The sequence below is a fragment of the Roseburia porci genome, from assembly GCF_009695765.1.
Lineage (GTDB): Bacteria > Bacillota > Clostridia > Lachnospirales > Lachnospiraceae > Roseburia > Roseburia porci.
Genome location: NZ_VUNI01000005.1, coordinates 1 through 25117, shown reverse-complemented (window position 1 = coordinate 25117; position 25117 = coordinate 1). Strand labels below are relative to the sequence as shown.

The 25117-nt window shown below is 41.6% G+C and carries 25 protein-coding genes and 1 rRNA gene; 25 read left to right on the top strand and 1 reads right to left on the bottom strand.

Annotation, left to right across the window (positions count from 1 at the left end; translation table 11 throughout):
• Positions 1-399, bottom strand: coding sequence for a putative ABC transporter permease (locus tag FYJ75_RS04355; RefSeq protein WP_154429223.1), 399 nt, complete (start codon positions 397-399; stop codon positions 1-3).
• Between the two features lie 236 nt (positions 400-635).
• Here FYJ75_RS04355 and priA point away from each other — a divergent pair, with 236 nt between their 5' ends.
• The 25 genes from priA to FYJ75_RS04230 form a co-directional block, all read left to right on the top strand.
• A complete protein-coding gene (gene priA, locus FYJ75_RS04350; RefSeq protein WP_328596859.1) occupies positions 636-2861 on the top strand; it encodes a replication restart helicase PriA in 2226 nt (741 codons plus the stop codon).
• Positions 2862-2876: 15 nt separating this feature from the next.
• Positions 2877-3359, top strand: coding sequence for a peptide deformylase (gene def, locus FYJ75_RS04345; RefSeq protein WP_154429221.1), 483 nt, complete (start codon positions 2877-2879; stop codon positions 3357-3359).
• 1 nt (position 3360) lies between these two features.
• A complete protein-coding gene (gene fmt / locus FYJ75_RS04340) occupies positions 3361-4296 on the top strand; it encodes a methionyl-tRNA formyltransferase (RefSeq protein WP_154429219.1) in 936 nt (311 codons plus the stop codon).
• A 12-nt stretch (positions 4297-4308) separates the two neighbouring features.
• On the top strand, positions 4309-5016 hold the full coding sequence (locus tag FYJ75_RS04335) for a zinc metallopeptidase (protein ID WP_154429217.1): 708 nt from the start codon (positions 4309-4311) through the stop codon (positions 5014-5016).
• Complete coding sequence (rsmB, locus tag FYJ75_RS04330; RefSeq protein ID WP_328596858.1) at positions 5006-6364, top strand: 16S rRNA (cytosine(967)-C(5))-methyltransferase RsmB; 1359 nt, start codon at positions 5006-5008, stop codon at positions 6362-6364. The genes FYJ75_RS04335 and rsmB overlap by 11 nt, the downstream gene beginning before the upstream one ends.
• The gene (gene rlmN, locus FYJ75_RS04325) at positions 6357-7409 is read left to right on the top strand and encodes a 23S rRNA (adenine(2503)-C(2))-methyltransferase RlmN (RefSeq protein ID WP_154429213.1); all 1053 of its coding nucleotides are present in this window, start codon (positions 6357-6359) and stop codon (positions 7407-7409) included. The genes rsmB and rlmN overlap by 8 nt, the downstream gene beginning before the upstream one ends.
• 138 nt (positions 7410-7547) lie before the next feature.
• A complete protein-coding gene (locus FYJ75_RS04320) occupies positions 7548-8291 on the top strand; it encodes a Stp1/IreP family PP2C-type Ser/Thr phosphatase (protein WP_154429211.1) in 744 nt (247 codons plus the stop codon).
• A complete protein-coding gene (pknB, locus tag FYJ75_RS04315; protein WP_154429209.1) occupies positions 8285-10426 on the top strand; it encodes a Stk1 family PASTA domain-containing Ser/Thr kinase in 2142 nt (713 codons plus the stop codon). Before FYJ75_RS04320 ends, pknB begins: the two co-directional genes overlap by 7 nt.
• 10 nt (positions 10427-10436) lie before the next feature.
• The gene (gene rsgA / locus FYJ75_RS04310; protein ID WP_154429207.1) at positions 10437-11318 is read left to right on the top strand and encodes a ribosome small subunit-dependent GTPase A; all 882 of its coding nucleotides are present in this window, start codon (positions 10437-10439) and stop codon (positions 11316-11318) included.
• A gap of 18 nt (positions 11319-11336) precedes the next feature.
• The gene (rpe, locus tag FYJ75_RS04305; RefSeq protein ID WP_154429205.1) at positions 11337-11990 is read left to right on the top strand and encodes a ribulose-phosphate 3-epimerase; all 654 of its coding nucleotides are present in this window, start codon (positions 11337-11339) and stop codon (positions 11988-11990) included.
• A gap of 43 nt (positions 11991-12033) precedes the next feature.
• Positions 12034-12696: a thiamine diphosphokinase gene (locus FYJ75_RS04300; RefSeq protein WP_154429203.1), complete on the top strand. Its 663-nt coding sequence runs from the start codon at positions 12034-12036 to the stop codon at positions 12694-12696.
• A gap of 26 nt (positions 12697-12722) precedes the next feature.
• Positions 12723-14348, top strand: a complete 1626-nt coding sequence (locus FYJ75_RS04295; RefSeq protein ID WP_154429201.1) for a diguanylate cyclase — start codon at positions 12723-12725, stop codon at positions 14346-14348.
• A gap of 214 nt (positions 14349-14562) precedes the next feature.
• Positions 14563-15663 carry a redox-regulated ATPase YchF gene (gene ychF / locus FYJ75_RS04290; RefSeq protein WP_154429199.1) on the top strand — a complete coding sequence of 367 codons (1101 nt, stop codon included), beginning with the start codon at positions 14563-14565 and terminating at the stop codon, positions 15661-15663.
• Positions 15664-15733: 70 nt separating this feature from the next.
• A complete protein-coding gene (locus tag FYJ75_RS04285) occupies positions 15734-15988 on the top strand; it encodes a YlmC/YmxH family sporulation protein (protein WP_154429198.1) in 255 nt (84 codons plus the stop codon).
• Positions 15989-16082: 94 nt separating this feature from the next.
• Positions 16083-16532 (top strand): transcriptional regulator NrdR, encoded by a 450-nt coding sequence (nrdR, locus tag FYJ75_RS04280; protein WP_154429196.1) that lies wholly within the window; start codon positions 16083-16085, stop codon positions 16530-16532.
• 71 nt (positions 16533-16603) lie between these two features.
• The gene (locus tag FYJ75_RS04275; protein ID WP_154429194.1) at positions 16604-17053 is read left to right on the top strand and encodes a hypothetical protein; all 450 of its coding nucleotides are present in this window, start codon (positions 16604-16606) and stop codon (positions 17051-17053) included.
• 96 nt (positions 17054-17149) lie between these two features.
• On the top strand, positions 17150-17686 hold the full coding sequence (locus FYJ75_RS04270) for a YqeG family HAD IIIA-type phosphatase (protein WP_154429192.1): 537 nt from the start codon (positions 17150-17152) through the stop codon (positions 17684-17686).
• Positions 17687-17712: 26 nt separating this feature from the next.
• Positions 17713-18507: a pyrroline-5-carboxylate reductase gene (gene proC / locus FYJ75_RS04265; RefSeq protein WP_154429190.1), complete on the top strand. Its 795-nt coding sequence runs from the start codon at positions 17713-17715 to the stop codon at positions 18505-18507.
• A gap of 6 nt (positions 18508-18513) precedes the next feature.
• Positions 18514-19356, top strand: coding sequence for an AraC family transcriptional regulator (locus FYJ75_RS04260; protein ID WP_154429188.1), 843 nt, complete (start codon positions 18514-18516; stop codon positions 19354-19356).
• A gap of 79 nt (positions 19357-19435) precedes the next feature.
• Complete coding sequence (locus FYJ75_RS04255; RefSeq protein ID WP_154429186.1) at positions 19436-20050, top strand: DUF4867 family protein; 615 nt, start codon at positions 19436-19438, stop codon at positions 20048-20050.
• A gap of 48 nt (positions 20051-20098) precedes the next feature.
• On the top strand, positions 20099-21583 hold the full coding sequence (locus FYJ75_RS04250) for an L-fucose/L-arabinose isomerase family protein (RefSeq protein WP_154429184.1): 1485 nt from the start codon (positions 20099-20101) through the stop codon (positions 21581-21583).
• Between the two features lie 9 nt (positions 21584-21592).
• Entirely contained in the window at positions 21593-23050 is a 1458-nt protein-coding gene (gene xylB, locus FYJ75_RS04245) for a xylulokinase (protein WP_154429182.1), read from the top strand.
• 153 nt (positions 23051-23203) lie between these two features.
• A complete protein-coding gene (locus FYJ75_RS04240; RefSeq protein ID WP_154429180.1) occupies positions 23204-23542 on the top strand; it encodes a hypothetical protein in 339 nt (112 codons plus the stop codon).
• A gap of 275 nt (positions 23543-23817) precedes the next feature.
• Positions 23818-24396, top strand: a complete 579-nt coding sequence (locus tag FYJ75_RS04235) for a TVP38/TMEM64 family protein (protein ID WP_195838939.1) — start codon at positions 23818-23820, stop codon at positions 24394-24396.
• A 593-nt stretch (positions 24397-24989) separates the two neighbouring features.
• A 16S ribosomal RNA gene (locus FYJ75_RS04230) occupies positions 24990-25117 on the top strand; the annotation flags it as partial.

The following is a 25117-nucleotide window of genomic DNA, read 5'->3' as shown; positions in this document are numbered from 1 at the left end:
TCAATGTTTTCTGCGGCAAAGGATGCGCTCAAAGATAAGACCGGCGATCATCCAGAGTGGCATATAGTCCAAACGGATAACGCCGCCGATATTGTATCGTGCATCGCTGTAGTCCCAGGGACATGCATGAAATTTTTTCAAAAGAGATCCGCTGAGAAATTCTCCGCTTAAAATACCAAGAGAATATACACCGCCACGGAAAATGGCAGGCCATCGTTTGATTTTATGGTAGACGGGGACAATCAGGGCAGCAGTTCCGTAGATTGGAAACATCCAGATTGAGGTGTGGCCAATCAGACGGCCGTCATGATTGATTCCGCTCCAGAGAGAGGTATAAAGGATTTCCAGACACCAGCCGGTAAGTCCGCATATTAAAAAATTTTTCTTGTTTTTATTCATAGAATGTGTTCCTCGCAATTGCAGTGGATTAGCAGTGTGTTTATAGCATAAGCATGCCGCAAAATACACAAAATTATACAGTAGAAGAATTGTAACCATAAAAGGTCCGGACAATTTGCCCGGACCTTTTAAAAACGGCGCATACTTGTAAAAAAGAGAGTTATACCATATAATATAGAAATATATGCTTATGAATAGCATATGTAGATTTTTAAGATTGGTTCTGAGGTGAGAGTGTGGCAAAATATGCCAATGTGATTGTAGATATTTCGCTTGATAAACTGGATAAAACATTTCAGTATCTCATCCCGGAGGAACTGAAGGATACGATTCGTGAGGGCATGCAGGTGGAAGTTCCGTTTGGAAACCGCAGCCTGGCAGGATTTGTAATGGAACTCACGGATGAAGCAGAATTTGATGAGTCAAAATTAAAGCCGGTGACATCTCTGAAAGAGGATGGCGTTGCCATTGAGTCACAGCTGATTGCACTGGCAGCCTGGATTCGCAGAAATTATGGCGGAACCATGAATCAGGCACTGAAAACAGTGCTTCCGATCAAACAGAAGACGAAAGCAGTGGAACAGCGCAGCGTGCGTCTTCTCATTTCGAAGAAAGAGGCACAGGAGTATCTGGCACTTTTTGAGGCAAAACATAATACAGCAAAGGCGAGACTGCTCCGGGAACTGATCGAACAGGATGTGATCCAGTACCAGGTCATTACCCAGAAGCTTCACGTGACGGCATCCGTTGTAAAGGGACTGGAGGAAAAAGGAATTCTTGCAGTTGAGTCACAGACTGCTTACCGCAATCCAATTGGTCATCTGAATCCCGAAGGCTATGACAAAGTCCTGAATGCAGGACAGCAGCATGTAGTTGATGTGATTACGTCTGATATGCAAAAAGAAGAATACGGTACATATCTGCTAAAAGGTGTTACCGGAAGTGGAAAGACAGAAGTATATATGGAACTGATCAGCCATGTTCTTCGCGAAGGAAAGCAGGCGATCGTCCTGATTCCTGAGATCGCTCTGACCTATCAGACGGTCATGCGGTTTTACAATCGTTTTGGAAAACGGGTATCGATCATGAATTCCAGACTTTCAGGAGGCGAACGATACGATCAGTTTCTAAGGGCAAAAAATGGTGATGTGGATATTATGATCGGTCCAAGATCTGCTTTGTTCACACCATTTACAAACCTTGGGCTTATCATTATAGATGAAGAACACGAAGCCTCCTATAAAAGCGAGACAGTCCCGCGTTATCATGCCAGGGAAACAGCAATTGCACGTGCTGCAATGAATCATGCAAGTGTTGTACTTGGATCAGCGACACCATCGGTGGAAAGCTATTACCAGGCGAAACAGGGAAACTTCAAACTGCTGGAACTTAGCGAAAGAGTGCAGAAGAGACCGCTGCCGGAATGTGAAGTGATCGATCTTCGGGAGGAATTAAGAAGCGGAAACCGTTCTATTTTAAGTACACGGCTTCAGGAATTGATGGATAATCGTCTTCGCAACGGACAGCAGACGATGCTTTTTTTAAACCGGAGAGGTGTGGCAGGTTTTGTTTCCTGTCGTGCATGTGGGCATGTGATACGGTGTCCGCATTGTGATGTGTCATTGAGTCAGCATGCCGGAGGCAGGATGGTCTGCCATTATTGTGGCTATGAACAGCCGGAACCGAAGGTCTGTCCGGAATGCGGGTCGAGATATATTGGAGGATTTAAGGCTGGAACACAGAAAGTGGAGGAAATTGTTAAGAAACGTTTCCCGAAAGCCAGAGTTCTTCGGATGGACTATGATACCACAAGGACAAAAGGCAGCTATGAGAAGATATTGTCTGCATTTTCCAATCAGGAGGCAGATATTCTGATCGGAACACAGATGATCGTAAAAGGGCATGATTTCCCTAACGTTACATTAGTCGGTGTCCTTGCGGCAGATATGTCGCTGCATGTCAGTGATTTTCATGCGGCAGAGCGGACATTTGAACTTCTGACACAGGCAGCCGGAAGAGCCGGCCGCGGGGAGGCAGCCGGACAGGTGGTCATACAGACTTATGATCCGAAACATTATGCGATTGAAGCAGCAAAAGATCAGGATTATGAGACTTTTTACGAAAAAGAGATCGCATACCGGAGTATGTTAAGATATCCACCGGTCGCAAATATGTTGCTGATATTATGCACATCGGAAAAGGAAGAGGCAGCTTCGCAGGCAGCCAGTCATCTTACAGAATGTATACAAAAGACCGGGAACAGGGAATATCAGGTGATGGGACCGGCAGATGCATCAATCCGAAAAATTAATGATATATACCGAAAGGTTATTTATATAAAAGCAGCTGATTATGAGACGCTGGTGGAACTCAAAGATAAACTGGAACATTACATGAAGGAGGAAAATTGCTTCCGGAATGTTATGATACAATTTGATTTTAATCCGATGAATGGATGGTAAAGGAGGATATACAGTATGGCAATCAGACAGATAAGAATTCAGGGTGATCCTGTATTAGAAAAGAAATGTAGAGAAGTGACAGAGGTTACCCCAAAGATCACGACTCTGATCGATGATATGCTCGAGACCATGTATGAAGCAAACGGTGTTGGACTTGCGGCACCACAGGTGGGAATTTTAAAAAGAATCGTTGTTATGGATGTCGGAGAGGGTCCGATCGTAATGATTAACCCGGTGATCATTGAAACCGATGGAGAACAGACCGGAGACGAGGGCTGCTTAAGTATACCTGGAAAAGCCGGACAGGTGACACGCCCGAATCATGTAATTGCCCGGTTTATGGATGAAGACATGAATGAATGCGAGATTGAGGGAACAGAACTTCTTGCAAGATGCATCTGCCATGAGACAGATCATCTGGATGGACATCTTTATGTAGAAAAGGTAGAAGGACCACTTCACGATGTAACATACGAAGATCCGGAGGAAGAGAAATAAGATGAGAGTTATTTTTATGGGAACTCCTGATTTTTCAGTGGGAACCCTGGAAGAAATCATAAAAGCAGGTCATGAGGTTGCTCTGGTTGTCACACAGCCGGATAAACCGAAGGGACGTGGAAAGGCATTACAGTGTTCACCGGTAAAAGAATGCGCAGTGGAACATGGAATTCCGGTTTTTCAGCCGAAGAAGATCCGTGAACCGGAGAATGTGGAGTATTTAAGACAGTTTGCGCCGGAAATGATCATTGTTGTGGCATTTGGACAGATTCTTTCTAAAGAGATACTGGATATGCCAAAATATGGATGCGTCAATGTACATGCATCCCTGCTTCCGAAGTATCGTGGTGCGGCTCCAATCCAGTGGGCAGTAATCAATGGAGATGAGATCACCGGAGTGACCACAATGCGTATGGATACCGGCATTGACACCGGAGATATGATCGCGAAGAAAGAAGTACGTCTTGCAAAGGATGAAACCGGTGGAAGTCTTTTTGATAAACTTGCAGATGTCGGAGCAAAACTTTGTGTGGAGACAATGCAACTGATTGAAGATGGAAATGCAACCTATACGCCACAGAATTCGGAAGTGGCAACACATACAAGCATGATCAGTAAAGAGCTTGGAAATATTGACTGGCAGCGGCCGGCGGTAGAGATTGAACGCCTGATCCGGGGGCTGAATCCATGGCCGAGTGCATATACAAAACTGGATGACAAGACATTTAAGATCTGGCAGGCAGATGTGGTTTCCGATACAACAGATTATGAACCTGGATGTATCTGTAAAGCAACAAAGGATGAGATGCTTGTTCAGACTGGAAAAGGGGTTCTTTCTTTAAAGGAAGTACAGCTTGAAGGAAAAAAACGAATGTCTGTGGATGCTTTTTTACGTGGTTATCAGGTGGAAGAGGGATCATTTTTCCACCGCATTTAAGGAGGGATCATTATGCCATATTTTTTCTGGTATGACAGTACTTATATTCTTGTTATTATCGGTGCAGTGATCTGTATGCTTGCATCGGCAAAAGTTAATACGACATTTAATAAGTATTCTGCTTATCGAAGCATGTCTGGAATGACCGGTGCACAGGCAGCGGAACGAATATTAAATTCAGCAGGGATCTATGATGTGGAGATCAGGCATATTTCGGGAAAACTGACCGACAATTACAATCCAACCAATAAAACACTGAATCTGTCGGATTCAACCTATAATTCGACATCCGTGGCAGCAGTTGGAGTCGCTGCACATGAATGCGGACATGCGATCCAGCACCAGCACAGCTATTTTCCGCTTACGCTGAGAAGCGCAATTGTTCCAATCGCAAATTTTGGCTCGACACTTGCATGGCCGATCATTATTATCGGTTTATTCTTCAATGGAAGTATGTCTGCAATGCTCATCAATATCGGAATCTTAATGTTTTCCTTTGCGGTATTGTTCCAGCTTGTAACGCTTCCGGTAGAGTTTAACGCATCAAGCCGTGCATTAAAACAGCTGGAGACGCAGGGAATCCTGGGACAGGATGAACTGAAATATACAAGAAAAGTGCTGGTATCCGCAGCACTCACCTATGTCGCAAGTGCTGCCGCAGCAATTTTGCAGCTGCTTCGTCTTGTGATACTGTTTGGAGGAAGAAATCGTGACGACTAATACGAATATCAGGGAGCTTGTCCTTGACATTTTGATCGAAGTAAATGAAAAAGACCAGTATTCGCATCTTGTGATCCGGAGTGTGCTGGATAAATATCAGTATCTCGATAAAAAAGAACGCGCGTTTCTCACAAGACTTGCAGAGGGAACGATTGAACATCAGATTGAAATGGATTATATGATTGATTCATTTTCGAAAGTGAAAGTGCGTAAAATGAAACCGCTCATCCGAAATCTCCTCAGGATGAGCGTTTATCAGCTTCGTTACATGGATGCGATTCCGGATTCCGCTGTATGCAATGAGGCAGTAAAACTTGCCAAGAAACGTGGATTCCGTCAGCTGTCCGGATTTGTCAATGGAGTACTTAGAAGCATTGTAAGAGAAGGAGATAAACTTCTTTATCCGGATGCGGCGATTGAACCAAAGCGGTATTTGGAAGTAAAATATTCAGTTCCGGGCTGGATCATAAAACGCTGGATGAAAGCATATGGATTTGAACAGACCGAAACAATCCTTTCCAATTTTTATCAGGAATCACCACTGACAATCCGTACAAACCGGACCAAGTGCACGCCGGAAGAGTTACAGACGAGGTTGATAAACGAACAGGTTACCGTGGAAAGGATCGGGAAAATTCCAGCGGAGAGTGGAGAATTCAAGGATGCACTTGGACGTCTTGAGGATTATGCATTTAAGATTTCAGATTTTGATCATCTTCAGAGTCTTCAGACATTTCAGGATGGCGATTTTTATGTGCAGGATCTTAGCTCTATGCTTGTCGCAGAGATGGCTGCTCCGAAAAAGGGAGACTACGTGATCGATGTCTGCGCTGCTCCGGGTGGAAAAAGTTCCCACATTGCTGAACTTATGGATGGAACAGGCATGGTAGAGGCAAGGGATCTTACAGAATACAAGACAGATCTGATCGAAGAAAATATCAGACGTCATGGACTTTCAAATATGAAAGCAGTGTGTATGGATGCCACGGTTTTTGACCGGGATTCGGTGGAAAAAGCAGATATTCTGGTCTGTGATCTTCCATGCTCCGGACTTGGAGTTATGGGCAAAAAAACAGATATCCGTTATAAAATGACGGAAGCAAAGGAAAAGGAACTCGTTCAGTTGCAGCGTCAGATTTTAAAGACGGTAATTCCTTATGTAAAAGAGAATGGAACAGTGATTTACAGTACATGTACGATTGACAGAGCAGAAAATGAAGAAAATGCTGCGTGGATAGAACGTGAATTTCCGGAACTTTCTCTGGTAGCCATGAAACAGATGCTTCCGGGTGAAGCAGGGAATGACGGATTCTTTATTTCTAAATTTGTAAGGAGAAAACATGAGTGATAAAGCGGATTTGAAATCCATGAATCTTGCTGAGATGACAGAATTCATTGTAAGCATAGGAGAAAAGCCGTTTCGTGCAAAGCAGGTATATCAGTGGATACATGAGAAACAGGCGGACAGCTTTGACGAGATGACCAACATATCCAAGAAACTGAGAGAGTCGCTTGCAGATGCAGGTTATCTCACAACGCTGAAAAAGGAAGAGGTACAGATATCCAAACTGGATGGAACAAGAAAATATCTGTTTCAGCTGGAAGATGGAAACGTGATCGAAAGCGTGCTGATGCGTTATAAACATGGCAATTCCGTGTGCATATCTTCCCAGGTCGGATGTCGTATGGGATGCCGATTCTGTGCATCAACGTTAGATGGACTGGTGAGAGGATTAAGACCGGCAGAGATGCTGGATCAGATTTATCAGATCGGCAAGGACATTGGTGAGAGGATATCCAATGTGGTTGTAATGGGAACCGGAGAGCCGATGGATAATTTTGATAATCTGCTCCGTTTTATTGAACTGCTCACAGATGAGAATGGACTTCACATCAGTCAGAGAAACCTCACAGTTTCCACCTGTGGAATCGTGCCGAGAATGCGGGAACTTGCTGATAAGAAACTTCAGATCACACTGGCATTGTCACTGCATGCCTCCAATCAGGAGAAGCGGTTGTCACTTATGCCGGTTGCAAATAAGTACGATATTCATGAAGTGGTGGATGCATGCAGATATTATTTTGATCAGACCGGAAGAAGGGTAACTTTTGAATACAGCCTTGTAGGTGGTGTCAATGATACCGATCAGGATGCAGAGGAACTTTGCAGACTTGTAAAAGGGATGAATTGTCATATTAACCTGATCCCGGTTAACCCGATCAAAGAAAGAGATTATGTGCAATCCAATGCAAAAGTGATTGCAGCATTTAAAAATAAGCTGGAAAAAAACGGACTTGCGGTTACCGTAAGAAGAGAAATGGGAAGAGACATTGACGGAGCATGTGGACAGCTTCGAAAGAGCTATGTGGATTCCCATAAGAGCGAAGAGTAAAACTGCCATACCGATGCTTTTCTTGCAATAGAAAATAGATTATGGTAAGATAGCAAAGGTGAATTAGCAGAATCGACAAAAGGAAGATAAAACTTTTTCGCAGTAATGTTTATTTCGGCAGAAAGGAAGGCAAGGCAGATGAAGACGTTTTCCATGACAGATACTGGAATCAGACGTGAGATGAACCAGGATTATTTGTTTGCGTGTGATACACCAGTCGGCAATCTCCCGAATCTTTATATTGTGGCAGATGGCATGGGCGGGCATAAAGCCGGTGAATACGCATCACGTTACACGGTTGAACGGGTGACGGCATCTGTAGCCAGAAGTACTGAGACAGAACCGGTTACGATTCTGAATGAAGCGATTGAAAAAGCAAATGAGATACTGATCGAGGAATCCAAAGAGGATGAGACAAAGCGCGGAATGGGAACGACCATTGTCGCAGCAACGATCACAGATCATAAGATGGTTGTCGCAAATGTTGGAGACAGCAGGCTTTATGTAATCGGTAATGGCATTAGACAGATTACAAGAGATCATTCCCTTGTTGAAGAGATGGTTCGCCTTGGAGAAATGGATGAGGCACAGGCAAAGGCACATCCGGACAAAAATATCATAACGAGGGCCGTAGGTGCCGCGAATATGGTAGAAGTTGATTTTTTTGAAATTGAGTTACATGACGGAGATTCCGTATTATTATGTTCTGATGGTCTTACGAATATGATTGACGATGAAGACATATACCGAATTGTTTCAGAGAATGAAGACGTAGAACAGCAGGTACGCACTCTGATTGAAACAGCAAATCAGAATGGCGGCAAGGATAACATAACAGCGATTATAATTAAACTATTATCTGATGAGGTGAAAGAATGTTAACTGAGGGCATGTATTTAGCAGATCGATATGAGATCGTAGGCAAAGTCGGAGCAGGCGGAATGTCCGATGTCTACAAAGCAAAGGATCATATTCTTGGTCGTTTTGTTGCAATTAAAGTATTAAAACAGGAATTTTCTGAGGATATGAATTTCGTAACGAAATTTCGTACCGAAGCACAGTCCGCAGCAGGGTTAGAGCATCCAAATATTGTAAATATCTATGATGTAGGCAGCGAGAATGGAATGCATTATATCGTTATGGAATATGTGGAGGGAATCACCCTCAAAACCTACATTGAGAAAAAGGGACAGCTTTCATTTAAAGAATCTGTCAGCATTGCAATCCAGGTCGCAAGAGGTATTGAGGCAGCCCATAACAAGAATATTATCCATCGGGATATTAAACCACAGAATATCATCATCTCTACAGAAGGTAAAGTAAAAGTTACAGATTTTGGTATTGCTCGTGCAGCATCTTCTAATACGATCAGTTCCGATGTGATGGGGTCCGTACATTATGCTTCTCCGGAACAGGCTAGAAATGGATTTGTGGATGGAAGAAGTGATATTTATTCCCTGGGTATCGTGATGTATGAAATGGTAACGGGCCGTGTGCCGTTTGATGGAGATACGACGGTTGCTGTTGCAATCCAGCACTTACAGGAAGAAATGGTTGCTCCGAGTGCATATGCACCAAACCTTCCAATCAGTATGGAAAAAATCATCCTGAAATGTACACAGAAGAATGCAGATCGTCGTTATCAGACGATTGCAGAGCTTTTAAGTGATCTTCGGAAATCACTGATCAGTCCGAATGAGGATTTTGTCGTTATGGTGCCGGCAGTTGACAATGGCAAGACAAAAGTGATCAGCGAGGATGAGTTAAAACGTATCAACGAAGAGGCAAATCCACAGCCGGAGGATTCTGATGAAGAAGGTTATGAAGACGGCGAATACGAGGATGACGAAGAAGATACAGAAGATCCAGATGAGATTGAAGAAGACGAAGATGATGAGGACGAGGATGAAGAGGGAACTCTGAATCCGAAAATGGATAAAGCGGTTACAATCATGGGAATTGTTGCTGCAGTTGTAATCGTAATTGTGATCATCTATCTTGTTGGAAGCGTTTTCGGAATGTTCAAACCTTCGAAACATAATAAGACAACAGAGACTCAGACAGAGACACAGACGGAGACAGAAACAGAGTCTGAAGAGAAGAAACAGGTAACTATGATCGACATCACTGGAATGACAACTGATGAAGCTCAGAAGGAACTGGATAAACTCGGACTTAAGCTCTTTGTTGCTTCTTATGAGGAATCTGACAAATATGAGAAAGATCAGATCATCGAACAGGATGTAGATGAAGGCAAGAAAGTTGCAGAGGGAAGTACGATCAACGTTATCGTATGTGGCTCTACCAAGAGCGAGAATATGACAACGGTACCAAATGTAACCGGCGCAACAGAAACCGATGCGGTAAATACATTAAAAGCAAATAATCTTACCTATCAAAAACAGTATCAGTATGATGATAATGTGGAAACCGGAAAAGTTATTTCCCAGTCACTGGCATCTGGAAGTCAGGTAGAAAAGAAAACATCCGTAACAATCGTAATCAGCCAGGGTGCTGAACCGGTTACCGTACAGGATGTTCGCGGAGCAGATTCCGGAAGTGCACAGTCCACCTTATCCGGACAGGGACTGAATGTAACGGTTCAGGAGGATTACAGTGATACCGTAGCTCAGGGGCAGGTCATTTCACAGAGCATTGATCCTGGTAAGACAGTAAATAAGGGAACAGATATTACGATTGTTGTCAGCAAGGGACCTTCTGTCAAATCATATAGTTGTGATTATACAATACCGTCATTAAAACTGCCAGATGGCGTTCAAAGTGCCACTGTAACACTTTTAGATGGAAATGGAAACGTGCTGGATCAGTCAACAAAATCTGCATCAGAGTTGGCATCTGGAAGTGCAAAGGTTACAAAGTCTGATATTCAAGGATCGACAAGCGGAACTATAACTGTAACATATGAAGAGACAGAAATAGATGAGGCTGGAAATCCTACATCTAATACCAAGACAGTAACGGCTGCAACTTATAACCCGCAATTCACACAACAGTAACAGGGAGATTATGCAAGGGAAAATTGTGAAAGGAATTTCCGGTTTCTACTACGTTCATGTAGCAGAAACCGGAATTTATGAATGTAAGGCCAAAGGTGCCTTCCGAAAAGATAAAATAAAACCGCTGGTTGGAGACGATGTTACGATTGCGGTACTGGATGAAGACAAGAAACTGGGAAATGTAGAAGAAATTCATCCGCGCAGCAATGAACTGATCCGGCCGGCAGTTTCTAATATTGATATGGCACTTGTGATATTTGCAGCAGCGAAACCACAGCCGAATTTTAACCTGTTAGACCGGTTTCTCTGTATGATGGAATATCAGAAGGTGCCGGTCACCATTTGTTTTAACAAGTGTGATCTGATAGATGACGAAGAGAAAGAACAGCTCAGAAAAATATATGAGCCTGCAGGATATAACATTCTGTTTACCAGTGCAAAAACGAAATTGCACGTGGATGAATTAAAGAAACTTCTCGAAGGCAAAACCACAGCCGTTGCAGGTCCATCCGGAGTTGGAAAATCTTCACTGGTCAACAGTCTTCAGGACGGAGTGCGTATGGAGACTGGTGGAATCAGCCGTAAAATCGAAAGAGGAAAACACACAACCCGTCACTCAGAACTGATTCCGATATCCGAGAAAACATATATTATGGATACCCCGGGATTTTCCTCGATGGATGTACCGGGATTTGAAAAAGAAGATCTGTGGACATGTTATCCGGAATTTCGTGAGTTTGAACCAAATTGCAGATTTCAGGGCTGCAGCCATATCAGTGAGCCGGACTGTGGGGTCAAGGATGCATTACAGGAAGGCAGGATCAGCCAGATCCGCTATGATAACTATGTTCTTTTATATGAGGAACTGAAAAATAAACCGAAAAAATATTAATTACAGGAGCGCTATTATATGAATTGCTTATCACCATCGATATTATCAGCAGATTTTGCAAATTTGGGAGATCAGATCAGACAGCTGGATGAGGCAGGAGCACAGTATGTGCATATTGACGTTATGGACGGAAGTTTTGTACCGAATATATCATTCGCATTTCCGGTTATCAAATCCATTCGTGGACTTACAGACCGGATGTTTGATGTACATCTTATGATCGATGAACCGATCCGGTTTATAGACCAGTTTGCAGATGCGGGAGCGGACATTATCACAGTACATGCGGAAGCATGCAAACATCTTGACCGCACGATTGAGGCAATCAAGGAACGGGGCATATTAGCTGGTGTGGCGCTTAATCCGGCAACACCGCTCAGTGCGATCGAATATGTGCTTCCAAAAGTAGACATGGTTCTGATCATGACTGTCAATCCGGGATTTGGAGGACAGAAACTGATTCCGTATACCATTGATAAAGTAGCGGATCTGAAAAAAATGATTGAGAAAACCGGAACAAAAGCCGATATTGAAGTAGACGGCGGAATTAATCTGGAGAACTGCACAAAGCTTATGGATGCAGGAGCTAATATCATTGTAGCTGGAAATGCAGTATTCAGTGGTGAAATCGGGGAAAACGTATGCCGTTTTCTGGATATCTTAAACGGCTGATGTGGACAGAACACTCTCTGACAAAAAGGTTGGTGGATAACATATGGGAAAAAAAAATAAGAAATTTGTTATTATATCCGGAGGTTCAATCCAGGATGCTTTTGCGGGTGAACTGCTCAGAGATGAAGAGTTTGATGTGATTCTGGCGGCTGACTCCGGTATGGAATTTTTAAAACGGGAAGATATTGTGCCGGATGTGATCATCGGAGATTTTGATTCGGTAAAAGCGGAAACACTTGAATTCTTTCAGAAATATGAAACCGTTGAATTTCATCAGTTAAATCCGATCAAGGACGATACGGATACCGAATATGCAATCCGCTATGCGATTGCACATGGCGCGTCGGAGATTACGCTGCTTGGTGCTACCGGAACAAGAATGGATCATGTGCTTGGTAATATCAGCCTTTTGGGAATTGGTCTGGAGCAGAAAGTTCCAATTACAATACTGGATGCAAACAACAGAATACGAATGGCAGATCATTCGCTTGAAATCTTAAAAACAGAACAGTTTGGAAAATATGTTTCTCTGATTCCGTATTCGGAAAAAGTTACGGGACTTACATTAAAAGGGATGAAGTATCCGCTGGATCATTATGAACTTGGAGGATTTAATTCACTTGGGGTGAGCAATGAGATTGTGGATTATAAAGCAGAGATCATATTTGAAAGTGGAATACTGATCGTAATTGAGTCGATTGACTAAGGATAGAATGAAAGGGTGATCACAGCATGGAAATCCGTGAAACAAATGAGAAAACAAATGCATGGGTGCAGGAGGTTTTAGATAACAGATGGACAGATACTGCACGGGTTTTGAAAGTGTGTGCCACAATGGAACAGGAAGCCGGGCAGAGTAAGGATGCCTGGCTTCTTGGCTTTGCATATTATCACAGTGGTGAAGCCCATTACGTACGCAATGAAGTTGAACCGATGTTTCAGGATCTGGCAAAGGCTATTAGTTATCTGGAAGAAAGTGGTCAGTGGGAGCGGGTCGCCAGATCCTATAATCTGATGGCAATCAGTTCGATCAGCAAAGGAAATGCTTCTGTAGCTGCGGACTATTATCTGACAGGACTTGATTATTGCAGAAAACATGAAATCCATACCGTGGAAAGCAGCATCTATCTGAACCTTGGATATTTGTATCTGGACAATCAGATTTACGGCGAGGCGCAAAGTTATTTTGAAAAAGCATGCGATGACTATTACAATACGCCTGAGGATAAACGCAGTATTACAACGCTGACCACAATCTACACGAATCTTGCACTCTGTCATATGCGTTGTGGCAGAATGGAGAAAACAGCAGAATACATCGAAAGGCTGAAGAAAGAGTGCCAGCCGCATTTCGATGATATGGATTATGTCTATGTAGACTGTATGAGAGCCTCTTACTATCACAAGATAGGAGATGATATAAGACGGGATCAGTGCATTGAAGATATACAGAGCCATATCGGTAAGAAAATGGCACTTATGGATATTTTCGATGATCTGTATAACTTTTGCTGGCTTCTGGTTGAGATTGACCGTATGGATGTTCTTAAAAAAATCTGCATACAGCTGGAGCCGGTTGTGGAATCGACAAAGATTGCCAATCTTGAGAGAAAGCTGCTTTCTTTGAAAATGAAATACTATAATAAGCTTGGACAAAAGGAAGCATATTTACAGACAGCAGTCCAGTTTTATGAGAAGACAGAGAGTGCGGAACAGGAAAGCAAGAGTATGATTGCCAATATGCTTTATGTAAGAAGTGCGTTGGAACATGCCAATGAAAAAAGAATCAATTTGGAGCAGATCAATCAGGAACTGATGAAGAAGGCAGAAACAGATCCGCTTACCGGTCTTATGAACCGGTATCGTTTTACCGATTATTCTGAAAAAATCGTAGAATCCTGTTACGAAAAGAAAATACCGCTTGCTTTTGAAATCCTCGATATTGATTACTTCAAACAGTATAATGATCATTATGGACATCAGGCTGGGGATGAATGCATTAAGAAGGTTGCCAGTCTGATTAAAAAGATGCAGAATGATCAGATTTTCTGTGCTCGTTATGGCGGAGATGAATTTATTATTATTTATAGTGGACTGAGTGCACAACAGGTATATGATAAGGCAAAAAGATTTAAAGAAGCAGTGATGAAGCTTGGAATCACACACAGCGAATCCCAGGTTACTGACATAGTGACGGTATCCCAGGGAATCTGTTATGACGTTCCAGAGTATGGAAATAAAAGCTGGGACTTTTTACATGCAGCGGATATGCTTTTGTACCGCGTAAAAAAGAAAAAGCGGAATGAGATCTTTATTGGTGATATATATGAAGAAGCTCTCGACGAGGTGGAAAAATAGAGAAAATAGTGAGTATGTCACATCACTGGATTGATGCAAAAAAATCGATTTTACAGTTTTAAAAATATGAAATATATAGTATAATATAAGGCTGTATCAAGCTCATTTACTCAGGCATGATATGCTTAAATAGCATGACAACTTTATGTAGTAAATAATATAGAAAGGTGAAGACCTTTGGTAATAAAAGGTTTTCGAGTAGGTATAATACATTATGAAACTCGGTATCGTTGGACTTCCAAACGTTGGAAAAAGTACACTGTTTAATTCACTGACAAAGGCTGGTGCAGAATCGGCAAACTATCCATTCTGTACCATCGATCCGAACGTTGGTATCGTTGCTGTTCCGGATGAACGATTAAAATTACTTGGAGATATGTATCATTCCAAGAAGGTGACACCAGCCGTTATTGAATTCGTGGACATTGCTGGTCTTGTAAAAGGAGCAAGTAAAGGTGAAGGACTTGGAAACCAGTTCCTTGCAAATATCCGTGAAGTAGATGCGATCGTTCATGTAGTGCGTTGCTTTGAGGATACCAATATTGTACATGTAGATGGAAGCATTGATCCTGCACGTGACATCGAGACAATCAATCTGGAATTGATTTTCTCAGATATTGAAATCTTAGAGCGCCGTATTGCAAAAGTTGCAAAACAGGCACGTATGGATAAAACACTTGCAAAAGAATTAGAACTTCTGGAAGCTTTGAAGAAACACCTTGAGGATGGAATGATGGCAAGAACATTTGAAGTTCCGGAAGATGAAGATATGGAGGAATGGTTCAATTCCTACAATCTGCTCACTGCAAAACCTACGATTTATGCTGCAAATGTATCGGAGGATGATCTTGCGGATGACGGTGCAAACAATCCATATGTACAGGCAGTCAGAGAGAAAGCCAAAGAGGAAAACAGCGAGGTATTTGTAATCTGTGCACAGATCGAGCAGGAGATTGCAGAACTGGATGATGACGAGAAAGCAATGTTTCTGGAAGATCTTGGATTAAAAGAATCCGGTCTGGAGAAACTGATTAAGGCAAGCTACAGTCTGCTTGGACTGATCAGCTATCTTACTGCAGGCGAAGATGAGACAAGAGCATGGACGATCAAAAAAGGAACCAAGGCTCCACAGGCAGCAGGTAAGATCCACTCTGATTTTGAACGTGGATTCATTCGCGCAGAGGTTGTAAACTATCAGGATCTTCTGGATTGTGGAAGTTTATCTGCAGCAAAAGAAAAAGGAATCGTTGGTCTGGAAGGAAAAGAGTATGTTGTAAAAGACGGCGATGTAATCTTATTCCGTTTTAACGTATAAGCATAAATTCTTCTTTTTTAAGAGGTTTTTACATATCATATAAGGAAACAACCGCAGTTGGGATGATGCGATGCGTTATTCGGAATTATGTGATAAAGAAGTGGTCAATGTAAATGACTGCAGATGTTTTGGAACAGTCCGTGATATTGATTTTGATCCAAAATGCGGAGAGATCAATGCATTGATCGTTCCAGGACCTCCAAAGTATTTTGGGTGTCTGTGTCATGACTTTGAATTCTGGATTCCATGGTGCAAAATTGTAAAGATCGGACCCGATATTATCCTTGTAGAACTGGATGAAAAAGAAATGAAAAAGAAACTGTAATTGTAACGGTTGACATTCATTTTTGGGAAAGATATACTGTAGAAAAAGTCAGATTTATACCGATAAGCACAGAGAGTGCAGGAGGAATAAACATATGAAATGTCCGTTTTGCAGCAGCGAGAATACCAGGGTAATTGATTCAAGACCGGCAGATGATAATCATGCAATCCGACGCAGGAGACTTTGCGATGATTGTGGGAAACGTTTTACTACATATGAGAAAGTAGAGACAATTCCACTCATTGTAATTAAGAAAGACAATAATCGTGAACAGTATGACAGATCCAAGATTGAGGCGGGAGTTTTACGTGCATGCCACAAGAGACCGATTTCCGCAGCTGAGATCACAAAACTGATCGATGATGTGGAAGTGGAGATTTTCAACCGTGAGGTGAAAGAGATTCCAAGTAGTGAGATCGGTGAGATTGTGGTAGATAAGATCAAGGATCTGGATCCGGTTGCGTACGTGCGTTTTGCATCTGTATACCGTGAATTTAAAGATGTGAACACGTTTATGAATGAACTTAAGAAAATGCTGGTATAAAATGCTGGAAAGGACTTTTTTCCTATTTAGAAATGATAAAATTTGTTCGATAATATAAGAAGAAAGGAGCCTTGGCTGATTTTATTAGCCGGATGGGGGTAATCATGAATATATCAGGGATTCGTCCATACGCTGGATTTTATGAATACAATTCCATAAAGTTAAATGAGATCAGACAGCAGCAGATCGTACAGTCACAGTCATTGGAAGCAGATGCCGGAGCTGGAAACAGATCGAATTCGCAGGATGGGAATGCTGATTTACATGCTGCAAGAGAACGTCAGACGTACAATTCTGCTGATTATGCAAAAGAGTATCAGCCAGGCGTTTCGTATGAATTAAAGGGTGCTGACAGTGATCTGAACAGCCTGGATGTAGAGAAAGCATTATCCGGTCTGGAGAAAGATCAGGTGTTGAAGCAGTATCAGTTTTTTGTCGGAGATGATATCACTGCAGGAAATACGACAAAGGTTTCTTCTGATCTTGTGGTTCGTCCAGAGGAGAATTTCAGCCTGACATAGAGAATGAACATGTAACCGTATTGGCATAGTTGCCCAATACGGTTTTTTGTGTTTTAATAGATAATAAAACAGATGCAACTGACAGGAGAAACAGGAATGAGTATTTTTTACCCAGATGAATATTTGGAATCTACGTATATAATTGATTTTGACAAACTGTATCGTGACGGTTACCGGGGCGTTATTTTTGACATAGATAATACGCTGGTTCCTCATGGAGCACCGGCGGATGAGAGAGCAATTGCATTATTCGCACATTTGAAGGAACTTGGCTTTGCCTGCACCTTATTATCGAATAATAAAGAACCACGTGTAAAAATGTTTAATGATGCTGTTCATGTTAATTACATTTTTAAAGCAGGAAAACCAAAACCTGCGAATTACAGAAAAGCAATGGAACAGATGAATACGACTTCGGAGAATACAATTTTTGTGGGAGATCAGATATTTACGGATGTAATGGGTGCAAATATTGCCGGAATCCGGACGATTCTGGTGAAGCCAATCCATCCGAAAGAAGAGATTCAGATCGTTCTGAAGCGTTATATCGAAAAGCCAATACTCTGGGCGTACAACTTTCATCGCAGACGTGTTGGAGATAAATATGAATCTTCTGCAATGAAAAAAGCATAAATTACAGACAGCAAGGAGGAAATGTTATGAAGTTAGGATTTATTGGATGTGGAAATATGGGAACGGCCATGGTGAAAGGCGTTCTTGATTCAGGAAAATGCACCAAAGAGGAGATTATGATCTCTACAAAGAGTGAAAAATCACTGGAAGATAAGAAGAATGCACTCGGTGTTCAGGCAACGACAGATAATGCCAAAGTTGCTACATTTGCAGATGTTCTTTTTCTGGCAGTAAAACCGCAGTTTTATGCAGAAGTGATCGCACAGATCAGAGATGTTGTTTCAGAGGAGAAAATCGTTATCTCGATTGCTCCTGGAAAAACACTTGAGTGGTTAGGGGAGCAGTTTGGAAAGGAACTGAAGATCATTCGTACGATGCCGAATACACCAGCTATGGTTAAAGAAGGCATGATGGGAATGTGTGTAAATTCACTTGTTACAGAGGATGATATTAGCCTTGTACGTGATATCTGCAGTGGATTTTCCAGGACAGAAGTCATTGCTGAGCATCTTATGGATGTCGTGACTGCAGTCAGTGGAAGTTCACCAGCGTATGTATTTATGTTTATTGAGGCGATGGCAGATGCGGCAGTTGCGGGAGGAATGCCAAGAAAACAGGCATATACGTTTGCAGCGCAGGCGGTACTCGGCAGCGCAAAAATGGTGCTTGAAACAGGTATGCATCCGGGTGAACTGAAGGATATGGTATGTTCTCCGGCTGGAACAACGATTCAGGCAGTACGGGTATTAGAAGGAAAAGGCATGCGAAGTGCTGTGTTTGAGGCAATGGAGAAATGCCTTGAAATTTCAAGAAAGATGTAAGTTTATATGAATACTCCGGCGTATCAGCATGAAGTGATCGTCCCGAATCAGGGATTTCCGTTTAAACTTTTTCTATTTGAAGGAAATAACGGAAAATATTTGAGAGAAAAGCACTGGCACCGGTCAATTGAAATTTTTGCGGTGCAGGAGGGAAGCCTGGAATTCATTCTGAATGAAAAACATTATCCGCTCGAGACTGGGAATTTTATTATTGTAAACAGTAATGAGGTGCATGCGGTCCGTGCACCGAAGCCGAACCGGACAATTGTTCTTCAGATTCCAGTTAATCTTTTTTCCGCTTATTATACGGAAGAACAGTTTATATGGTTTTCACATGGGGAGAAAACGTATGACAGTCAGGTAACCAGTATGATGTTTGAACTGTTCGGACTTTATACAGAACGAAAAATCGGGTATGAACTTCAGATGATGAGTCTGTTTTACCAGCTGCAATATCTTCTTGTGACAAAATACCGGAAACTGGAAGTACATGAAGAACTTTTGAAAAGCAATAAGCAGTTAAAACGTCTGGGTGTTATTACTTCATATTTGAAAGAACATTATAAGGAAGATATTACGCTGGAAAAGCTGGCAGGTATTTTTGGATATTCACCATCTTATCTTTCGCGAATGTTTATGAAATATGCAAAGATCAATTATAAAGATTATCTTCAGAGCGTAAGACTGGAACATGCTCTTTTAGACCTGCAGGAAACAGAGAAAGAAATCGGGGAGATTGCGTTGGAACATGGTTTCCCAAACAGCAAAGCGTTGTCGAATCTGTTTCGTAAGCGGTATGGGATTCTCCCAAATGAATTTCGCAAACAAATAAAAAAGACAAAAAAGTGACATTGGAAAGACAAGGAATTGGTAGTCTCCATGTTTACATCCTGTTATACTGGTATCATCAAATAAACAGGGGGTAGACATGGAGATTTATTCTATTCAGGACGAAAAATTCCGCAAATACGGAAAAGTATGGAACAACATTGAATGTACCAGGATTATCAAAGAAATGGAACATACTCCACTTCCAGAAGATGTCATTTATGTGCCATCTGTAGAGGAAATGGAAGTACTGCCAGAGGCGAAAGAATTTCAGAATCGCGTGTTTGGCGGATTACCAATCCAGATTGGATACTGCAATGGAAATAACAAGAAACTGAATGCAGTAGAGTATCATCGCAATTCGGAGATTAATATTGCAGTAACGGATATGGTTCTTCTTTTAGGATGGCTTCCAGATGTGAAAGAAGATCATACATATGAGACCGATAAGATCGAAGCATTTTTTGTTCCCGCAGGAAGTGTGGTGGAGATGTACAGCACAACACTTCACTATGCACCATGCAACAAAGAAGATGGCGGATTTAAATGTGTTGTAATCCTTCCGAAGGGAACAAACACAGATATCGATTTTACATTGCCGGCATCCGGAGAAGATCAGCTTATGACAGCGAAGAACAAGTGGCTGATCGCACATGAAGAAGCAGCAATCGAAGGAGCGTTCAACGGATTAAAAGGTGAGAATGTTTCTATTTAAATAATATTGAGTTTATATGATTTACACGAATTTTAGGAGGATAATACAATGAGCAATATGCCAAATATCAAAATCGGAGTAGTTGCAGTCAGCAGAGACTGTTTTCCAGAAAGCCTTTCTGTAAACAGAAGAAAAGCATTAATTGATGCATACAAAGCAAAATACGGTGAGGAGCATATTTATGAGTGCCCAATCTGTATCGTTGAGAGTGAAATCCATATGGTTCAGGCATTAGAGGATGTAAAAGCAGCAGGCTGTGATGCACTGGTTGTATATCTTGGAAACTTTGGACCGGAGATTGCTGAAACATTACTTGCAAAACATTTTGATGGACCAAAGATGTTTATTGCAGCTGCTGAAGAGTCAGGGGACAGCCTGATGGACGGACGTGGAGATGCATATTGTGGAATGCTGAACGCAAGCTACAACTTAAAACTCCGCAATGTAAAAGCATATATCCCGGAATATCCGGTAGGAACTGCAGAAGAATGTGCAGATATGATCCATGAATTTGAGCCGATTGCACGTGCAATCGTTGCTTTAAACAGTTTAAAGATTATCAGCTTTGGACCAAGACCTTTGAACTTCCTTGCATGTAATGCACCAATCAAACAGTTATATAACCTTGGTGTAGAGATCGAAGAGAACTCAGAGTTAGATCTGTTTGAAGCATTTAATAAACATGAAGGCGATGAGAGAATTCCTCAGATTGTTGCTGAAATGGAGAAAGAACTTGGCGCTGGTAACAAGAAACCCGAAGTTCTTCCAAAATTAGCACAGTATGAGCTGACATTAAAAGACTGGGTGGAAGAACACAGAGGATACCGCAAATATATTGCAATTGCAGGTAAATGCTGGCCGGCATTCCAGACACAGTTTGGATTTGTGCCATGTTATGTAAACAGCCGTCTTACTGCTCAGGGAATTCCTGTATCCTGTGAGGTTGACATTTACGGATGCTTAAGTGAGTTTATCGGAACTGTTGTAAGTGAGGATACTGTAACGTTACTTGATATCAACAATTCTGTACCAGCTGATATGTACAAAGAAGATATTGAAGGAAAATATCCATATACATTAAAAGATACATTTATGGGATTCCATTGTGGAAATACAGCATCCAGCAAACTTGCTTTCTGCGAGATGAGATATCAGAAGATTATGGCAAGAAGTCTTCCAATCGAAGTTACAAACGGAACATTAGAGGGAGATATCAAACCAGGTGATATCACTTTCTTCCGTCTGCAGAGCACTGCTGATTGCAAACTTCGCGCTTATATTGCACATGGTGAAGTGCTTCCGGTTGCAACAAGATCATTCGGATCTATCGGAATTTTCGCAATTCCTGAGATGGGAAGATTCTATCGCCATGTACTGATTGAGAAAAACTTCCCTCATCATGGTGCTGTAGCATTTGGACATTATGGCAAGGCTTTATATGAAGTATTTAAATATATTGGTGTACCTGTGGAAGAGATTGGTTATAATCAGCCAGCAGGAGACCGTTACCCGACAGAGAATCCATTTGCATAGGAGGCAGACATGTTATATATCGGAGTTGACCTTGGAACATCAGCAGTAAAACTGCTTCTCATGAATTCAGAAGGACACATTGAAAAAATAGCATCCCGTGAATATGCGCTGTCTTTTCCACATCCAGGCTGGTCCGAACAGAATCCATATGACTGGTTTGACCAGTCTATGGACGGTCTGAAAGAACTTCTTTCTGAATGTGATAAGAGCCAGGTTGCAGGAATCAGTTTTGGTGGACAGATGCACGGTCTGGTTACACTGGATGAGAACGATAAAGTCATTCGTCCGGCCATTTTATGGAACGATGGACGAACAACGGCAGAGACAGAGTATCTGAACAACGAGATTGGAAAAGATAAGCTGTCCCAGTATACCGCAAATATTGCGTTTGCTGGGTTTACTGCACCGAAGATCCTCTGGATGCAGAAAAATGAACCGGATCTCTGGGCAAAAGTGAAAAAAATCATGCTTCCGAAAGATTATCTCGCATATCGTCTTTCTGGCACATTCTGTACAGATTATTCAGATGCATCTGGAATGCTCCTTTTGGACGTCAAGAATAAATGCTGGTCAAAAGAGATGATGGAAATCTGCCATGTGACAGAGGAACAGCTTCCGAAGTTGTTTGAAAGCTATGAAGTGGTAGGCAATCTGAGACCGGAGATTGCGGCTGAGCTTGGTGTTTCCACCGGGGTTAAGGTAATTGCAGGTGCCGGAGACAACGCAGCAGCAGCGGTTGGAACCGGAACAGTTGGAACGGGAAGATGCAATCTTTCGCTTGGAACAAGTGGCACAATCTTTATCTCCAGTGATAAATTTGGCGTTGACGAGAACAATGCGCTCCATTCATTTGATCATGCGGATGGTGGGTATCATCTTATGGGATGTATGCTGTCAGCTGCATCCTGCAACAAATGGTGGATGGATGAGATCTTAAAGACGAAGGATTATGCAGGAGAACAGAAAGGGATTACAACACTTGGTGAAAACCATGTATTTTATCTTCCATATCTTATGGGAGAGCGTTCACCTCATAATAACCCAGATGCAAGAGCCATGTTTATTGGAATGTCAATGGATACGACAAGAGAAGATATGACTCAGGCTATATTGGAGGGTGTTGCGTTTGGACTTCGTGATTCCTTGGAGGTAGCCAGAAGTCTCGGAATCAAAATTGAAAGATCAAAGATCTGCGGCGGTGGTGCAAAGAGTCCTCTTTGGAAAAAAATCATTGCAGCAGTTATGAATCTGAAGCTTGATATTATTGAGAGCGAGGAAGGACCTGGATATGGCGGAGCAATCCTTGCAGCCGTTGGCTGTAAAGAATTCCCGGATGTGGAAACGGCGTGCAATAAACTTGTAAAAGTGGTAGATACTGTTGAACCGGATCCGGAGCTTGTTGAGAAATATGAGGCAAGATATCAGGAATTCAAGAAACTTTACCCAACTGTAAAATGTCTCTTTTAGGATAGGTCTTTACATAGTCTGCTGAGTTTGTTACAATAATAAATATGAACGAAGGAGTTCTCTGGAAACAGAGAGCTCCTTTTTTCGTGGGAAACAGAAAAATATTTGGAATTCTGAATATAAGAGTGCTCAGAAATTAAGAGGGAGAGGCGAATGGAAGCAGATTATATTATTTTATGTGATGGTATTCTTTCATCGAAAAATAAAAATGCACTGGATGGAGGCGTGGTAGTAAAAGGTCGGAAGATTGTATGTGTAGGTACAAAAAACGAGGTTGCACCGTATCTTGGGGTGAATACAGAAGTTGTTGAATTTAAGAATATGATATTGTTTACATTTCGAACAGCAGTAGATAAAAAAGATGAGGATGCCTGTGCAAATATTGCGGTATTTGCCGGAGGAAATAAAAGAAATATGGCACAGATCAAGAAGATGGTAAACCTCAGAATGCTGATGTATGAGGGTGAAATGGTTTTTTATAAGCCAGCATAAAATATGTTTGATATAGAGAAGCAAAACGTGCATGGTATGGATATTCGTTTACATGATATTTGTATATCTGGAATAGTCATGAAGAAGAGATTGTAACTTGCAGAATTAATATGATTTGTGCTATGATACGAACTATGGATAGAAAGAAACTGAAAAAAATAAGAAATCTTTTACAGATAATATTTATTATTTTATTAGCAGTCATCCTTATATATGCTATCGTAAAATTTATTCCGGATATTGTTGGTCTTCTAAAAAACGGAAACGAGCAGGAAATGCAAGAATATATTGAGGGTGCTGGCAAAAAAGGAGTGTTTGTTCTGGCGGCACTTCAGGTTCTGCAGACCATAACAATCATTTTCCCAGGAATACCGATTTATATGTGTGCAGGAATTGTATATGGAAAGATAAAAGGAACGATTCTTTGCTATATTACATATGTAGTGTCGAATGTTGCGATTTTTATTGCTTCACGCAGAATGGGAGAAGCTGCGGACGAACTTTTCCCAAATAAAAAACAGGCTGGCGTATCGGATCTGATGAAGAAAACAAAACATCCTGCATGGCTGGTTATGGCACTGTGTGTGGTTCCGGTAATTCCGAACGGAATCATACCTCATATTGCAGCAAAATCCTCATTAAATTTGAAGAAGTTCTTCCTTGCAGTAGCGATTGGATGTGTGCCAGGCATTTTTCTGTTTGTGTTTTGTGGGGAACTTTTGATGAATGGCTATTTTGGGGTAATTATAGCAATGCTGGTACTTGGAGTTGTGGGAACTGTTCTGGCATTTATTTTTAAAAATCGTATTTTAAAATGGATCAATCGTTTATTTGAAAACAGAAACAATTCATAAAACAAACATATTATAGGAAAGATAGTTTAGAAGAGTAAAGCTGACTGGAGCAGATGCGGATGTGTATTTGATTCAATCAGCTTTTTACTTACGCCATGGTTGTGAACTTAGAAGCGAAAAAGAAATGTATAAATTGAATATACAATTTGCAATTATTCAAACAATTAATTTACTTTAAACAATTCGAACAAATTTGTTGACTTTCGGATATGTGCGTGGTATGATAACTGAGCTGTCGATGAGAGCGTTAATGATGACGAAACATCGTAGCAGAAAATGTAAAAAGTTGTTGACAGAGATAACGGAACATGGTATTATTTAGGAGTTGTCGCTGATGAGACAACAACAAAGAACATTGATAACTGAACAGTGAAAAACCTTGAAAGATTCAATGAGAATTATTCAGGCAAATCAAAAAGATTTGACGAACAGCATCGAAAGATGCACCTTTAAAACAGTAACGATTCGAAAGAATCGTCGGATGGAAATTAGCCAAGCTAATTCCTGAAGGATGAAACAATGAAGTTCTTCAAACAAGTTTGAAGAACCGTTTTTTCACTAGGTTCGAAAGAACCTCACCAAGTGAAAAATATGAACATGAGAGTTTGATCCTGGCTCAGGATGAACGCTGGCGGCGTGCTTAACACATGCAAGTCGAACGAAGCACTTTACTTGATCTCTTCGGAGTGATTGTTCTGTGACTGAGTGGCGGACGGGTGAG

Coding starts and splice junctions, on each gene's coding strand:
- FYJ75_RS04235 (WP_195838939.1), top strand. CDS start 23,818: ATGCAAGAATATATTGAGGGTGCTGGCAAAAAAGGAGTGTTTGTTCTG.
- FYJ75_RS04260 (WP_154429188.1), top strand. CDS start 18,514: ATGAATACTCCGGCGTATCAGCATGAAGTGATCGTCCCGAATCAGGGA.
- FYJ75_RS04285 (WP_154429198.1), top strand. CDS start 15,734: ATGCGTTATTCGGAATTATGTGATAAAGAAGTGGTCAATGTAAATGAC.
- FYJ75_RS04300 (WP_154429203.1), top strand. CDS start 12,034: ATGGGAAAAAAAAATAAGAAATTTGTTATTATATCCGGAGGTTCAATC.
- FYJ75_RS04255 (WP_154429186.1), top strand. CDS start 19,436: ATGGAGATTTATTCTATTCAGGACGAAAAATTCCGCAAATACGGAAAA.
- pknB (WP_154429209.1), top strand. CDS start 8,285: ATGTTAACTGAGGGCATGTATTTAGCAGATCGATATGAGATCGTAGGC.
- proC (WP_154429190.1), top strand. CDS start 17,713: ATGAAGTTAGGATTTATTGGATGTGGAAATATGGGAACGGCCATGGTG.
- nrdR (WP_154429196.1), top strand. CDS start 16,083: ATGAAATGTCCGTTTTGCAGCAGCGAGAATACCAGGGTAATTGATTCA.
- rlmN (WP_154429213.1), top strand. CDS start 6,357: ATGAGTGATAAAGCGGATTTGAAATCCATGAATCTTGCTGAGATGACA.
- FYJ75_RS04250 (WP_154429184.1), top strand. CDS start 20,099: ATGAGCAATATGCCAAATATCAAAATCGGAGTAGTTGCAGTCAGCAGA.
- FYJ75_RS04270 (WP_154429192.1), top strand. CDS start 17,150: ATGAGTATTTTTTACCCAGATGAATATTTGGAATCTACGTATATAATT.
- def (WP_154429221.1), top strand. CDS start 2,877: ATGGCAATCAGACAGATAAGAATTCAGGGTGATCCTGTATTAGAAAAG.
- FYJ75_RS04335 (WP_154429217.1), top strand. CDS start 4,309: ATGCCATATTTTTTCTGGTATGACAGTACTTATATTCTTGTTATTATC.
- fmt (WP_154429219.1), top strand. CDS start 3,361: ATGAGAGTTATTTTTATGGGAACTCCTGATTTTTCAGTGGGAACCCTG.
- FYJ75_RS04320 (WP_154429211.1), top strand. CDS start 7,548: ATGAAGACGTTTTCCATGACAGATACTGGAATCAGACGTGAGATGAAC.
- FYJ75_RS04240 (WP_154429180.1), top strand. CDS start 23,204: ATGGAAGCAGATTATATTATTTTATGTGATGGTATTCTTTCATCGAAA.
- xylB (WP_154429182.1), top strand. CDS start 21,593: ATGTTATATATCGGAGTTGACCTTGGAACATCAGCAGTAAAACTGCTT.
- FYJ75_RS04355 (WP_154429223.1), bottom strand. CDS start 399: ATGAATAAAAACAAGAAAAATTTTTTAATATGCGGACTTACCGGCTGG.
- ychF (WP_154429199.1), top strand. CDS start 14,563: ATGAAACTCGGTATCGTTGGACTTCCAAACGTTGGAAAAAGTACACTG.
- rpe (WP_154429205.1), top strand. CDS start 11,337: ATGAATTGCTTATCACCATCGATATTATCAGCAGATTTTGCAAATTTG.
- FYJ75_RS04295 (WP_154429201.1), top strand. CDS start 12,723: ATGGAAATCCGTGAAACAAATGAGAAAACAAATGCATGGGTGCAGGAG.
- rsgA (WP_154429207.1), top strand. CDS start 10,437: ATGCAAGGGAAAATTGTGAAAGGAATTTCCGGTTTCTACTACGTTCAT.